Here is a 14319-nt window from a genome sequence, read left to right on the forward strand (position 1 = left end):
CCTGCGGGTTCCGGTCGCAGCCTGCGGGTTCCGGTCGCAGCCTGCGGGTTCCGGTCGCACTTCGTGCCGCCCGGAGTCGGAACGGGCGGCACGAAGTGCGACCGAAGTGCGACCGAAGTGCGACCGGAGTGCGACCGGAGTGCGACCGGAGTGCGACGGGAGGGCGGGGGAGGGCGGCGGGAAAGTGACGGCGGTTGGCACTTCCGGTGGTCGACCGATGTCGGAGGCCGCTGCGAGGATCGGAGGATGTCACGAGCCACGTCCGGCGACCCCGGGATCCGCACCGATGCCGGAGCGCCGAAGGCGCAGGGGCCGCTCGTACTCATCGCCGCGCTGGTCACCGTGGTGCTCTGGGCCTCCGCGTTCATCGGCATCCGGGGTGCGGGGCCGCACTACGACCCGGGCGCCCTCGCGCTGCTGCGGATGGCGGTCGGGACGGTGGTGCTGACGATCATCGCTCTGCGCCACGGCATCCGCCTCCCCGCGCGTCGCCACTGGCTGCTCATCGCGGTGTGGGGCGTGGGCTGGTTCTGCGTCTACAACCTCGCCCTGAACAGCGCGGAACTCACCCTCGACGCCGGCACCGCGGCCATGGTCGTGAACCTCGCACCTCTCATGGTCGTGGTCTTCAGCGGACTGTTCCTGCGCGAGGGCTTCCCGAAGCCGCTCGTGATCGGGGCTCCCATCGCCTTCCTCGGAGTCGTGCTCATCGGCATGAACTCCTCCACGAGCGCGGGCCCCGACATCACGGGTCTGCTCCTCGCCCTCCTCGCCGCGGTCATGTACGCCGGGTGCACGCTCGTTCAGAAGCGGCTGCTCACCTCGGGTGTCGACCCGACCACTCTCACCTGGCTCGGCGCGGGCGTCGGCACCATCGCGCTGTTGCCGTGGATCGGCCCCCTCATCGGCGCGCTGCAGACCGCACCGCTCGATGCGACGCTGTGGGTCGTCTACCTCGGCATCTTCCCGACGGCGATCGCCTTCACGACCTGGGCCTACGTGCTGCAGCGCAGCACCGCGGGGCAGACCTCCGCCACCACCTATGTGGTCCCGGCCATCGCGATCCTGATGTCCTGGGCGATCCTCGGCGAGGTGCCGACGCCGCTGATGTTCCTCGGCGGCGCGCTGTGCCTGCTCGGCGTGCTCATCACCCGACTGCGGTGGGGCCGACGAGCCTGACGCCGATCAGCGGCCGGTGATCACGCCACGCGCGATGCCGAGCTCGGCGAGCCGCGACGCCGCCAGACTGCGCTTGAGCTCAAGCGATTCCCCGATCTCGGCGGCGAGGCGGGGACGCGTGCGAATCAGTGCGTCGATCGTGGTGAGCGGCAGCACGACCACTGTCAGGATCTCGCCGGCGACGGTCACGGCCTGCGTGCGCTCGCGGGTGAGGGCGGTCTGCCCGATGAGATCGCCCTTCTCCGCGGCGGCGAATTCCACCCGACCCTCGTCGACCTCGAGGGCGAGCACCGCCCGGCCCGACAACACCACGCGCACCTCGTCGGGCACGACTCCGCTCGGCAGCACGATCTCGCCGACGCCGTAGCGCTCCAGCCGGGCCTCCGAGAGGATCGCCTCGATGTCGTCGTCCCGCAGATGCAGCGTCGGTGCGATCTCGTGCATCGCCTCGACCAGACGCTGGGGCTCGGCGAGCGGATCGGTCGAGTCGCCGTCGAGCGCGAAACTGCGACGTCGCGCGGCGTACCAGAGCCAGGACAGGTACATCGACAGCGCTCGAGACGCATCGGCCGGACCCGCGACGGGGATCGACACCGCGTAGGCGCCGGCGCCCGAGTAGTCGACCGTCGCCCGCTGCCGCTGCAACCGCATGGGCAGCGAGTCCGCCACCTCGACCAGCAGCGCCATCACCTCGTGCGGCGGATCGTCGGTCGAGAACTTCACGGCCGCTTCGGCCGAGTACGGCCCCTCCGGCTCGCTCAGGTTCGTGAACGATGCCCCGGAGAGGGACGAGTTCGGCACGATCTGGATGCCGGACCCCGTGTCGATGTGCACCGCGCGCCAGTTCACCTCGACGACCCGGCCCCGCACGCCAGCGGCATCCAGCCAGTCGCCGATCTTGAACGGCTGCTCGAACAGCAGCAGCAGACCCGAGATGACGCCTCCCACCGCGTTCTGCAGGGCGAGACCGATCACGATCGAGCCGACACCGAGCGCGGTGAACAGTCCGCCCACGTCCGCGTCCCACACCCACGAGAACAGCAGCGCGAGCCCGACGCCCACCAGGACGAGCCGACCGATCTCCACGAAGATCGACGGGATGCGCTCCCGCCACGAACCCGGCTTCGCGTTCGCGAACAGGGCCACGTTGAACGCCGAGAGCACGAGCAGGATCACGAGGAACCCGAACACCGTCGCGACCACGCGCGTCCACACCTGATCGGCCGGGGACTGGATGGCGAACACCAGCAGCGCGAACAGTGCGCCCACCGGGATGACCCAGTTGCGCAGCATCCGCAGCGGCTTCGCGACCGGGTTGCCGCGGCGGGTCAGAGCGCCGATCAGCTCGGTGAGGACGACCAGGAGCACGGGGACTCCGACCGCGAGCGCGAGCACCCACCAGCCCCAGCCGCCCGTGAACACGTCGCCCATGATCAGACCACCTTCCACACGGTCTCGGTCCTGCCCTGCGTCTCCACCGTCCCCGCCTCGACGTAGGTGACCAGCTCCTGGGTGCGGTCGCGCACGGTCTGGCTCACGTAGATACCCGGCTCCCCGCTGACCGAGCGCACCCGGTAGGCGAGGTTCACGGCATCGCCCCAGAGGTCGTAGGCGAGGCTCGTCCGCGCGACGAGTCCGCTCGTGACGGTTCCGGTGTCGACGCCGGCGCGCAGCGAGATCTGCGTGCCGTTCTGCGCGTTGAAACGCTCGAGGACCCCGAGCAGACTCCGCGCGAACTCGACGGTGCGGCGGATGTTGTCGACGCGCGGCACGATGAGTCCCGACGACGCGAGGTAGCCGCCGCGCAGCGTGCGCACCTTCTCGACGCCGGCCTTCTCCGCCGCCTCGTCGAACCCGCGCATCAGCGTATTAAGGAGTCCGATCTCCTCCTCCGCGCTCATCTCGCGCGCGAGGTCGTCGAATCCGACCAGCTCGGCGAACACCACCGACACGTTCTCGTGCGCCTCGGTGATGGCCTCCTCGCCCTGTTTGTACTTCGTGGCGACGCTCGCCGGCATGAGCGTGTGCAGCAGCTTCTCGTTCTCCTTCTGCTGCTCCTCGATCAGCTCCTGCTTGATGCGCAGACTCGACGCCATGTCGTTGAAGGCGCTGCCGAGGTCGCCGAACTCGTCGCGCGATCCCTGCGGCACCTGCACGTCGAGGTCCCCCTCGGCGACGCGGTGCACGGCGCCGACGAGGCGGTGGATCGGACGCGTGAACACCTGGGCGAGCAGCAGTGACAGCAGCGAGACGCCGAGCATGATGCCGAGCAGGGACAGCAGCACATTGCGGGTGAAGACGTTGACCGGCTCGAACGCCTCCGCGGTGTCGATCCGCGCGATGACGACCCAGTCGAGCCCCTCGATCTCGAGCGGGGCGTAGGCGGTGACGCTCTCCCCTCCGATGAAGTCCCGGCCGACGACCGTGCCGCTGCGGCCAGCCTGCGCCTCCTGCACTGCCCTGGTGTTCACCGGCTGCAGCAGGACGGTGCCCTTGATGGCGGCGACACGGTCGACGATGGTCGGCGCCATGCCTCCGGCGATCAGGCGCTCCACATAGTCGTCCGGGTCTTCCACGAGGCGTCGGGCGGTGCTGCGCATGAGGTCGTCACGTCCGACCAGGTAGACCTCACCGGTGTCTCCGAGGCCCTGCGCCTTCCAGTTCTGGTTGCCGGTCATCACGTCGTTGATCGTGTCGATCGAGATCTGGAACGCCATCGCCCCCGTGATGCCGCTGTCGTTCCCGACCGGTGACACGACCCACATACCGGGAACGTTGAGGGAGGGGATCCAGCGATCGAAGTCGGTGAGGACGACCGTGTTGACCGAGTTCGTGGCGATCGCCTCGGAGTATGCCCGGGACAGCGCGGAGTCCCGATACGGCCCGGTGAGGAGATTCGTGCCCAGCTCGACGCCCTTGTATGCGGAGTAGGTCACGTCGCCGTCGAGGTTCAGCAGCAGGGCATCCTCATATCCCGCCTCCTGGACGAGGCGCGTGAAGTAATCGCCGTAGCGCCCGGTCGCCGCCGAATAGGTGCTTCCGTCGCCGCTGTCGTTGAGCGCGAGCTGGGCGTCGTAGTCGGCGTCGAAGTCCTTGTTGCCGGTGACGTACTGAGACTGCACGTGCTTGCCGGCATCGGACTCCGGGATGAAGGCCGTGTCGCCATACTCCTCACCCGAGCGCTCCTCGAGCTTCGGGATGAAGACGTCGCCGTAGTAGGCCTCGAGCTGCGCCTGGGTGCTCTGGTCGAGCTCCACGTCGGCGAGGTCGGCGAATCCCGCATTGACGGCCGAGGACATGTTCTGTGCGCTGAGGTTGCGGGAGTTCAGAGACGCGTCGCGGCGCACGCTCTCGATCGCGGTCGTGATCTCGGCGGCCCGCATCGAGCGGATGGTGATGAGCTGATCCACCGCCGAGTCGTGCAGCGACTGCCGCCCGTTGACGAAGCCGATGGCCCCCACGATCACGGACGACACGAGACTCACCGCCAGCAGCATGATGAGGAGTTTGGACTGGATGCTGAGCCCTGCGCGCTGGAAGCGTCGTCTCTTCTTCACCGCGCCCGCGTCGACCGAGTCCCTACCGCTGTCGCTCATCTGCCCCTCCGCCATGCGCGCACCTGCGTGAACGGTCCGACGATATCGATATATCAGTCCCGCGGTCTATGGATTTCTGCCGCTACAGTTGCGACCGGAGGCGAACATGACGACGACCTGGTGGCCTTATGTGCGAATCGCCGCAGCCGTTCTGGCTGTCGCGGCGATCGTGGCGCAGCTCATCCGCTCCCTCGAGATCGCCGGCGCGGCGACGACCGAATGGGGCGCGCACCTGCCCACCGTCGTCGCGAACTTCTTCAGCTTCTTCACCATCGAGGCGAACGTGCTGGCGGCGATCGCGCTCGCATGCGGCGGTTTCTGGGCGCTGGCGCACCGGAGCACGACGACCGCCGAACCGCGCTGGCTGGCGGTACTTCTGATGTGCGCGAGCACCTACATGATCGTCACCGGCGTGGTCTACAACCTGCTTCTGCGCGGCATCGAGCTGCCGCAGGGGTCGACGGTCGGCTGGTCGAACGAGGTTCTCCACGTGGTGATCCCGATCATCATGCTGGCCGACGTGCTCTTCGCGCCGAGACGCCGGGCTCTCGGCTGGGGCACCGTCGGCATCGCCGCGATCTTCCCGATCGTCTGGGTGATCTACACGCTCATCCGCGCGAACCTCGTCATCGCGCCGGCGACGGGGAATGCCTGGTGGTACCCGTATCCGTTCCTCGACCCTCGGGTGAGCGGCGGCTTCGTCGGCGTTTCTCTCTATGTGCTCCTCATCGCCGCGATCATCATCGCGGCCGCCGCCCTCGTGGTCTGGGTCGGCCGACGCCGGGCCGTCGTGTCCGACTCGACGGCCGATGCCACCGTGCCGCCTGCCGACCTCGCGCTCTGACCTCGCGCTCTGACACCGCGCTCTGACACCGCGCTCGACGGCACGCGTGGGGCGGAGATCTCACCGTAGGGCGGAGTCTTCCGGATGAAAGCTCCGCCCGACGGGGAGGATCCCGCCCCACGCCGCAGTGCGAGGGCGGGCGAATCCGCGATCAGACGGCGGCGAGCGCCTCGCGGTCGTCATCGCGCGGCTGCCCCGCGATGAGGCGCGCCTGTTCGACAGCATCCGGATCCACGTCGAGGTAGCGCTCGAGCGAATCGTCGAGCTCCTCCAGCCACGGGGTGTGGTGCACGACCGCGAGGGTGCCGGTCATGACCGACTCGTACACGCGGTCGCGGTAGCCCATGATGTCGTCCTGCTTGTCGTGCTTCCACGCGAGGAAGATCTCGACGACGCGGTCGATGTCGAACTCCGGGTAGTCGGTGAGCTCCAGCAGGTCGCGGATGTAGTCGGCCTGGAAGCGGATCTCCGCTGCCGCCGAGTCGATCTGCCCGAATCGCGTGCGCCACTCGGCGATGGATGCCGCGCGCTGAGCCTCGTCCGGCAACGCGATGCGGCCGAGGATCAGGTCGCGCACGTACCAGGCCTGCACGTCGAACATGTTGAACGTGAACCACTGGTCCTGCGCGCCGAGGTAGGTGAGGCGCGGATTGCCCTGCCAGACCACACCGCGGTACAGCCCGTCGGGGTAGACGTTGTTCGGCGACGACAGAGCCAGGTCGTCGGGCAGGAACGGGTACTTGTGCAGGTACCCGGTGCACATGATCACCGCGTCGACGTGTTTCGAGGTGCCGTCGACGAAGAAGGCGGTGCTGCCCTCGAAGCGCTCGACGACCGGGCGCTCCTCGATGCCCTCCGGCCAGGCATAGCCCATCGGTGCCGAGCGGAAGCTCGCCGTCACCGAACGCGCACCCATCTTGAACGCCTGGCTGCCGATGTCCTCCGCCGAGTAGCTCGCGCCGATCACCAGCACGTCCCTGTCGGCGAACGCCTCGGCGCCGCGGAAGTCGTGCGCGTGGCTGATGTAGCCGGGGAAGGTCTCGATACCGGCGAAGTCCGGCATGTTCGGAAAGGAGAAGTGTCCGCTCGCGACGATGACGCGGTCGAACTCCTCGACGGTCGACTCACCGGTGGGCAGGTGCTCGCTGGTGAGCGTGAACACCTCGCGCTCGTCGTCGAACTCGATCCAGCGCACCACGGTCTGGAAGCGGATCAGGTCGCGCACGTCGCTCTTCTCCAAGCGGCCGGCGATGTAGTCCCACAGCACCGGACGCGGCGGGTAGGAGGAGATGGGTCGGCCGAAGTGCTCGTCGAAGCTGTAGTCCGCGAACTCCAGCGCCTCCTTCGGGCCGTTCGACCACAGGTTGCGGTACATGCTGGAGTGCACCGGCTCCCCGAACTCGTCGAGCCCGGTGCGCCAGGTGAAGTTCCACTGTCCGCCCCAGTCGGCCTGCTTCTCGAAGCAGACCAGTTCGGGGATGTCCGCCCCCGCACGCGCCGCGGACTCGAAGGCCCGCAGCTGCGCCATACCCGAGGGGCCGGCGCCGATGATCGCTACTCGTTCTCTGCTCGTCACGTATCGTCCTCATACTCTTCAGTCATGTATCGGTCAGCGGCCGCATCCGAGCGAGGAACAGTTCTGTCCCGGTGGGAGCGAAAGGCTCGACCTGCCCGGAAAGCGGCTGCCCTTCGACGGTATCAGTGTCGGTCGCCGGCGCCCGCAGGTGGGTGCACGCCTCGGGCGGAGATCTCGACGTGGGGCGGAGAGTTCGCGATCAGAGCTCCGCTCGACGGGGAGAAACCCGCCCCACAGGCGCAGCTATTACGCTGGTCGGCGGGGGGACGCGCCGCGCTCCTCAGGAGGAGAGAGCATGCATGACGTGAACGCCGCATCCCCGTATCCGGCCGCACCTCCGCCCCCGCCCGCTCCGGCGCGCACTCCCTCCCCCGCTGCCGCCCCGACCGCGACGGCGACACCCGCGAACGGCGCACCGACGGATGCCGAGATGGCCAGGGCCACCGAGGTCCTGCGCATCATCTCGACCTCTTACTCGGCGAAGATGGTCGGCCAGGAGCGGCTGCGCACCAGCCTGCTCGTCTCGCTCATCGCCGGCGGCCACATCCTGCTCGAGAGCGTGCCGGGCCTGGCCAAGACCACCGCGGCCAGCACGCTCGCCGACACCGTGAAGGCGCAGTTCAAGCGCATCCAGTGCACGCCCGACCTGCTGCCCAGCGACATCACCGGCAACCAGATCTACGACGCCGCGACCGGCTCGTTCCGCACGGTGCTCGGCCCGGTGCACGCGAACTTCGTGCTGCTGGACGAGATCAACCGCTCGAGCGCCAAGACGCAGAGCGCGATGCTCGAGGCGATGCAGGAGCACCAGACCACCATCGGCGGCGAGATCCACCACCTGCCGAAGCCGTTCCTCGTGATCGCGACGCAGAACCCGATCGAGCAGGAGGGCACGTACGAGCTGCCCGAGGCGCAGATGGATCGCTTCCTGCTCAAGGAGATCGTCGAGTACCCGAGCCCCGCCGAGGAGCTCGAGGTGCTCAGCCGCATCGACTCGGGTGTGCTCGACCCGGATCGGCATGTGACCAGCGCCGTGAGCCTCGACGACGTGCGCCTGCTGCAGAATGTCGCGAGCCGCATCTACGTCGACCCCGCGATCCGCAACTACATCGTGTCGATCGCCTACGTCACCCGGAACCCCGCGCCGTACATCGGCGAGGAGCGCGCCCGCTTCATCAAGTACGGCGCGAGCCCGCGTGCGAGCATCGCGTTCCTGCAGGCGTCCCGTGCGCTGGCCCTGCTGAAGGGCCGCTCCCACGTGCTGCCCGAAGACATCCGTGAACTGCGTCACCTGGTGCTCCGACACCGCGTGCTGCTGACCTTCGAAGCGGATGCCGAGGGTGTGCGCAGCGAGGAGATCATCGACCAGATCTTCGCGTCGGTCCCCACGCCCTGACCCCTCCGATGGCCAGCCTGATCACGCAGGTGAAGAGCAAGCTCTTCATCCACTCGACGCGCAAGTCGCTGCACGCGCTCGACGGCGCCTACGCGTCGCTCCTGCACGGGCGGAGCCTCGACTTCGAAGATCTGCGCAAGTACGAGTACGGCGATCAGGTGCGCGACATCGACTGGCGGGCGACCGCGCGCCTGGGCACTCCCCTGGTCAAGCGCTCCCGCGCCACCCGCATGCACACCGTGCTGTTCGTGGTCGACACGGGTCGCTCGATGTCGGCCCTCGCCGCCGACGAGCGATCGAAGAAGGAGCTGGCGACCCTCGCGACCGGGGTGCTCGGCGTGCTCACGCTGCGCCACGGCGACGACTTCAGCACCGTCTACGGTGATTCGGCGAAAGTGCGGCGTCTCGCCCCCGGCCGCAGCGAGGGTGCGCTCGAACACGCCCTGCGCACGATCGACCGGGCGATCGACGACAGCTCGGCGCCCAGCGACCGCGACGCCCTGCTCTCGTTCGTGACCCGCACGATCTCCCGCCGCATGATCGTGGTCGTCATCACCGACGAGGCCCCCGTGACGAGCGAGACCGAGCGGATGCTGCGCCGCCTGCGCGTGCAGCACGACGTGCTCTGGCTCACGCTGCGCGACGCCGACCCCGTGCTGGATCACTCGACCGGACGCATCCGCAGCGATGCCGACAGCCGCTGGCAGGTGCCGGATTTCGTGCAGGGCGACCGCGCCATCGTGCAGGAGCTGACCGCGCAGCACGATGCCGACGCCGCGCGCCGCGATGAACTCCTCACCCGCCTCGAGATCAGCCACTCCTCCCTCGACGGGCAGGACGACGCCGTCGCGCAGCTGCTGCAGCTGCTGAACCGGAGGTCGAATGCCCGGCTCTGAAGAGCTCTACCCGCCGGCGCAGTACGGCTGGGGCTGGATGCTGCTCGCGATCGGCATCCTCGTCCTCCTGGTCCTCGGCGCGTGGCTGCTGATCGTGCTCACCCGTCCCCGCCGCACCCTGCCAGCGGATGACGCCACTGGGCATCCGCCGCTGATCATCGACGTGCTGTCGCAGCTGCGCACCGAGTACATGGGTCGCATCCAGCAGATCGAGAACGACTACCGCGAGCGTCGACTCAGCGCCCGGCAGGCGAACCTCGAGCTGAGCCGCGTCGTCCGCACGTTCGTGAACGAGTACAGCGGCCTGGAGGCTCCGGTGCTCGCGCTCGACGATCTCGTGGCGCGGGGCGTGCATCCCGCGCTCATCGACGCCATGGGCCGGCACTACTACCCCAGCATCTTCCGCCCGGGGCCGGCCATCGATCCGATCGCGGGTGCCGAGGCCGCACGAACGGTGGTGCGGGCGTGGCACTAGCGAACGTGTGGATGCTGGTCGCCGCGGTCGCCGTCGTCGTGGTCGCCGTCGCGATCGGCCTGGTCCTCGGCCTGCGGCGGGGCGGGCGCGGTGGCGGCGGGGATACGGCGCGCGTCGCTCGGGCGGAACGGCTGCGGTCGCTGCCGACGTTCCGCAGGGCACTGGCTCGGCGAGCCCTCGCCCTGTCCGGCATCCTCGCCCTGGGCGCGGTCACGGCGATCGTCGCGGGGGTCGTGGCCGCTCGGCCGATGTCCGCGCAGACCATCCAGCCGGTCAACACGAGCCGCGACATCATGCTGTGCCTCGATGTCTCCGGCTCGATGTCCGAGGTCGACGTCGAGGTGCTGACGGTCTTCGAGGAGCTGCTCGACGACTTCGAAGGAGAGCGGATCGGGCTGACGATCTTCAACAGCTCGCCCGTGCAGATCTTCCCCTTGACCGACGACTACGACTTCATCCGCGAGCACCTGGACAGCATGACGCGGAGCTTCGACTATGTCGACGAGATCCCCGAGCACTGGGTCGGCACCCTCAACGGCGACGGCGCCTCCCTGATCGGAGACGGTCTCGCCGCCTGCACGATGGGGTTCGATCGCCCAGGCGATGACCGTTCGCGGTCGGTGATCTTCGCGACCGACAACGAGGTGAACGGCGCCTCCATCGTCACGCTCGAGGAGGCCGCGGCGTATGCGGCCTCGAAGGAAGTACGGGTGTTCGCACTGAATCCGGTGCAGGGGAAGGATGCCGACGTCAGCGCCGAGCTCTCCGCCGCGGCCGAGTCCACCGGCGGGGCCGCGTTCGGCCTGCGCGACACGACGACGGTCTCCGACATCGTCGAGCAGGTGCAGGAGCAGGAGGCGACCGAGCTGCGCGGCGAGGCGCAGGTGGTCTGGACAGACGCCCCGAACCTCTGGATCGCGGTCCTCGCGGTCTGCCTCCTCGGCTTCGTCGTGGTGCTGTGGAGGGTGCGGCTGTGATCTTCCAACCCGTGCTGAACCCGCTGCTGATCCTGCTGCTGTGCGCGCCCGTCGCCGCACTCGCGATCTGGGTCCTGGTGCGACCGCCCCGGTCCGCCGGAGGGGCGCCCGCCGACACGCGCACGATCGCCGGACACCGTGCGCTGTGGGCGATGCGCCTGGTACTGGTACTCGCCTGCGCCGCGCTGCTGCTGCGCCCCGGCCTCCCCGGCGGCGCCACTCAGACGCTCGCGACCGACACCGACATCGTGCTCGTCGTCGACACGACCGCGAGCATCGTGGCCGAGGACTGGGGCGACGGCGAACCGCGGCTCGACGGCATCCGCGACGACGTGCGAGCGCTCGTCGAGGAGTACCCGGGAGCGCGCTTCGCCCTCATCACCTCGGATGCGGCGGCCGAACTGCGGATGCCGCTCACCACCGACACCACGGCGCTCATGGGGTCGCTGGAGGTGCTACGGCCCGAGGTGACGAGTCAGTCGCGCGGCAGCTCGATCGGCATCGCGGCGCCGCTGCTGGCCGAGACCCTCGCGTCGGCGGCCGAGTCGTCCCCCGACCGCTCGCGGATGGTGTTCTACTTCGGCGACGGCGAGCAGACGGTCGACAGCGAGCCCGAGTCGTTCAGCTCGAGCGAGAAGTACACCGACGCAGGGGCCGTGTTCGGCTACGGCACCGCGGAGGGCGGGCCGATGCGCATCACCACGGGTGGACTGTCCGAGGGCGGTGCCGAGTACATCCAGTACGAGGGCTCCGACGCGCTCTCGGTGATCGACGAGACGAACCTGGGGGCCATCGCCGATCAGCTGGGCGTGGACTACGAGCATCGAACGGCGGAGGCCGAGCCCGCGCTGCCGGAGGCGCCGGCCACCACGACCAACTACGCCGAGTCTGGCGAGGTCGGCAACGTCACCGAGCTCTACTGGGTCGCCGCGCTGGTCATCCTCCTCATCCTCGGCATCGAGCTCGCCCGTGCGACGACCCTGATCGCGAAACTCCGTCACCTGCGTCCGACCCGGCAGCGGCACCCCGGCGGCTCCGCGCGGTAGCACCGGCCGCCACCGCGACCGGTGCGACTTCACGGAAACCGGTATGCAGGGGCAGGATCCGTGGCGCTCCCGCCCACCGTTCCGTATCGTCTTACCTGCCAGCGGCTGACCTGCCGTGGCATGGGTTCGTCGCTGCGAACCGACCGGATCAGGGGCTCGTGGGGAAGCCGTCTCGGTCAGGGGCGCACGGCGATGTCATGTCGACCCGAGGGTCGACATCGAACACTGGGGAACACAAATGGGGAAGAACCTTGCGCGCAAGCGCGTCCGGAAAACGGTTATCGGCGCCGTCGTCGGTGTCGTGGTCGTGAGCGGGCTGGTCTCGTTCGGTGGCGGAGCGGCTGCGGCGGAGGCCTCGCCGCCACCATTGCTGCAACGCGACGACACGGTCGTCTCGTCGGATCCGATTCCGACGGTCCAGATCGACAACGGCTACGTGTGGGCGCAGACGACGATCGGATCCACCGTGTACGCGGTCGGCAAGTTCGACAACGCCCGGGAGCCGAAAGCCGCACCCGGCACCGCCCTCACCGCACGCTCGAACGTGCTCGCCTACGACATCGAGACCGGTGCTCTGCTGCCCTTCGCACCCCAGGTCAACGGGGTCATCAAGGCCGTCGCCGCCTCACCGGACGGCAGCCGGATCTACATCGGCGGCTCGTTCAACTCCGTCAACGGCAAAGACCGTTGGAACATCGCCGCTCTTGACGCGAAGACCGGCGAACTGGTGCCGGGGTTCGCCCCGTCCATCGGCGGATCGGGCGTGTATTCGCTGACCACCTCGGGATCGTCGGTGTACGCCGGCGGTCTGTTCACGCAGGCCAGCGGCACCGCGCGGAAGAACCTCGCCGCATTCGACTCCACCAACGGGACCGTTCTGCCCTGGGCGCCTCAGACCGACCAGCAGGTCGACGCGATGGTGATGGACCCCGCCGGGGCGAACGCGATCATCGGCGGGCGGTTCACGCAGATCAGCGGCGACGCCACACGGCGGGGCATCGGCGCCGTCGACGGCGCCACCGGTGCGGTGGACTCCGCCTGGCAGGCCTCCGAGACGATCAGGAACGTGCAGACCGCGAGTGCCGCGGGCCGAGCCGGCGTCTTCGGCCTCGCCACCGACGCGACCGGCGTCTACGGAACTGCATGGTCCTACGGCACGGGCGCGACGGTCGGCCTGGAAGGGGCGTTCGCCGCCGAGGCCGGCACCGGCGCGATCCGCTGGGTCGCCGACTGCCTCGGTGACCACTACGGCGTCTACTCCACCGGCACGGTCGTCTACACGACGAGCCACACCCACGCCTGCGAGACGGTGGGCCTGCACCCGGAGCAGCGGCAGCCCACGCATCGGTACTCCGAAGCCTTCACGGCCGACGCACGGGGGACGCTGGGCCATCAGCCGAACGCCAACTACAAGGACTGGGCGGGAACGCCGGCCCCGTCGGCGTATTCCTGGACTCCGGACTGGGGCGTCGGTCAGACCACCGGGATGGGCCAGGCTGGTCTGTCGATCACCGGAACGGGGAACATGATCTCCATCGGGGGTGAGTTCCGCTCGGTCAACAACGGGCAGTTCGAGGGCATCGTCCGCTTCTCCACGACGCCTCCCGGCGGAGCGAAGGACGGTCCGCGCCTCTCCGGCGACAACTGGACGGGAAGTTCAGAACCGAGCGCCGTCGCCTCCGAGGGCGTCACCGTCACCCTTCCCGCCAACTGGGACCGCGACGATCTGACCCTGACATATGAGCTCTACCGCTCGGGCGTCTCGACTCCGGTGGCGACCACCACGGCCGACGCGACCTGGTGGAATCGACCGGGCGTCACGCTCGTCGACACGACAGCGACCGGCGAGACACCGCGGGAGTACACCGTGGTGGCGAAGGATGGCGACGGCAACACCGCCACCAGCGGCGGCATCACCTGGAACGCTCCGAACTAGCCGAACTTCTCACGGCATCCTGCTCCGCGCATCCGCGACGGAATGGACGAGAGCCGACCTCGGGCTGCCCCGAGGTCGGCTCTCTGCCCCCGCCGCGGAGGCCGAGGACGTCGGATTCGCGAACCAGCATCCGATATGCTATTATTTTACATGTCGATAGCTATCATGCTTCGACTTGGGGGTTCGTCGTTGCGAACCGACCGAGCATGGCTTCTGGGGAGCCGTCTCCGTCGGTAGCGCACGGCGATGACATGCCGATCTGGGGTCGGCGAACAACACACTGGGGAATCAAAATCATGGGGAACAACTCTGCGCTGAGGCGCGCCCGGAAGGCGGCCTTCGGCGCCGTCGTCGGTGTCCTGGTCGTCAGCGGCCTGGTCTCTTTCGGCAGCGGAGCG

Annotated in this window: 11 protein-coding genes; 8 read left to right on the plus strand and 3 right to left on the minus strand. The window is 68.8% G+C overall.

The window, feature by feature from the left end; all coding sequences use genetic code 11:
* The first annotated feature begins 246 nt into the window (after positions 1 to 246).
* A complete protein-coding gene (locus DW298_RS04515) occupies positions 247 to 1179 on the plus strand; it encodes a DMT family transporter (RefSeq protein ID WP_136041284.1) in 933 nt (310 codons plus the stop codon).
* Positions 1180 to 1185: 6 nt separating this feature from the next.
* Here DW298_RS04515 and DW298_RS04520 read toward each other — a convergent pair whose 3' ends face one another.
* Both DW298_RS04520 and DW298_RS04525 read right to left on the minus strand, forming a co-directional pair.
* Complete coding sequence (locus DW298_RS04520; protein WP_136041285.1) at positions 1186 to 2610, minus strand: mechanosensitive ion channel family protein; 1425 nt, start codon at positions 2608 to 2610, stop codon at positions 1186 to 1188.
* A 2-nt stretch (positions 2611 to 2612) separates the two neighbouring features.
* On the minus strand, positions 2613 to 4775 hold the full coding sequence (locus tag DW298_RS04525) for an adenylate/guanylate cyclase domain-containing protein (RefSeq protein WP_168429507.1): 2163 nt from the start codon (positions 4773 to 4775) through the stop codon (positions 2613 to 2615).
* 106 nt (positions 4776 to 4881) lie between these two features.
* Here DW298_RS04525 and DW298_RS04530 point away from each other — a divergent pair, with 106 nt between their 5' ends.
* A complete protein-coding gene (locus DW298_RS04530; protein WP_136041287.1) occupies positions 4882 to 5619 on the plus strand; it encodes a Pr6Pr family membrane protein in 738 nt (245 codons plus the stop codon).
* 151 nt (positions 5620 to 5770) lie between these two features.
* Here DW298_RS04530 and DW298_RS04535 read toward each other — a convergent pair whose 3' ends face one another.
* The gene (locus DW298_RS04535) at positions 5771 to 7195 is read right to left on the minus strand and encodes an NAD(P)/FAD-dependent oxidoreductase (protein WP_275087540.1); all 1425 of its coding nucleotides are present in this window, start codon (positions 7193 to 7195) and stop codon (positions 5771 to 5773) included.
* Between the two features lie 430 nt (positions 7196 to 7625).
* On the opposite strand from DW298_RS04535, the gene DW298_RS04540 reads away from it, so the two are divergent.
* The 6 genes from DW298_RS04540 to DW298_RS04565 all read left to right on the plus strand — a co-directional run bounded on the left by DW298_RS04540 (position 7626) and on the right by DW298_RS04565 (position 13921).
* Positions 7626 to 8591 carry an AAA family ATPase gene (locus DW298_RS04540; RefSeq protein WP_136041292.1) on the plus strand — a complete coding sequence of 322 codons (966 nt, stop codon included), beginning with the start codon at positions 7626 to 7628 and terminating at the stop codon, positions 8589 to 8591.
* 8 nt (positions 8592 to 8599) lie between these two features.
* Positions 8600 to 9487 carry a DUF58 domain-containing protein gene (locus DW298_RS04545; RefSeq protein ID WP_136041288.1) on the plus strand — a complete coding sequence of 296 codons (888 nt, stop codon included), beginning with the start codon at positions 8600 to 8602 and terminating at the stop codon, positions 9485 to 9487.
* Positions 9474 to 9962 (plus strand): hypothetical protein, encoded by a 489-nt coding sequence (locus DW298_RS04550; protein WP_136041289.1) that lies wholly within the window; start codon positions 9474 to 9476, stop codon positions 9960 to 9962. The genes DW298_RS04545 and DW298_RS04550 overlap by 14 nt, the downstream gene beginning before the upstream one ends.
* Entirely contained in the window at positions 9953 to 10939 is a 987-nt protein-coding gene (locus DW298_RS04555) for a VWA domain-containing protein (RefSeq protein ID WP_240745014.1), read from the plus strand. The genes DW298_RS04550 and DW298_RS04555 overlap by 10 nt, the downstream gene beginning before the upstream one ends.
* The gene (locus DW298_RS04560) at positions 10936 to 11985 is read left to right on the plus strand and encodes a VWA domain-containing protein (RefSeq protein ID WP_136041290.1); all 1050 of its coding nucleotides are present in this window, start codon (positions 10936 to 10938) and stop codon (positions 11983 to 11985) included. Before DW298_RS04555 ends, DW298_RS04560 begins: the two co-directional genes overlap by 4 nt.
* 238 nt (positions 11986 to 12223) lie before the next feature.
* The gene (locus DW298_RS04565) at positions 12224 to 13921 is read left to right on the plus strand and encodes a hypothetical protein (protein ID WP_205820255.1); all 1698 of its coding nucleotides are present in this window, start codon (positions 12224 to 12226) and stop codon (positions 13919 to 13921) included.
* Positions 13922 to 14319 lie beyond the last annotated feature (398 nt).

The organism is Microbacterium sp. A20 (genome assembly GCF_004794515.1).
GTDB lineage: Bacteria > Actinomycetota > Actinomycetes > Actinomycetales > Microbacteriaceae > Microbacterium.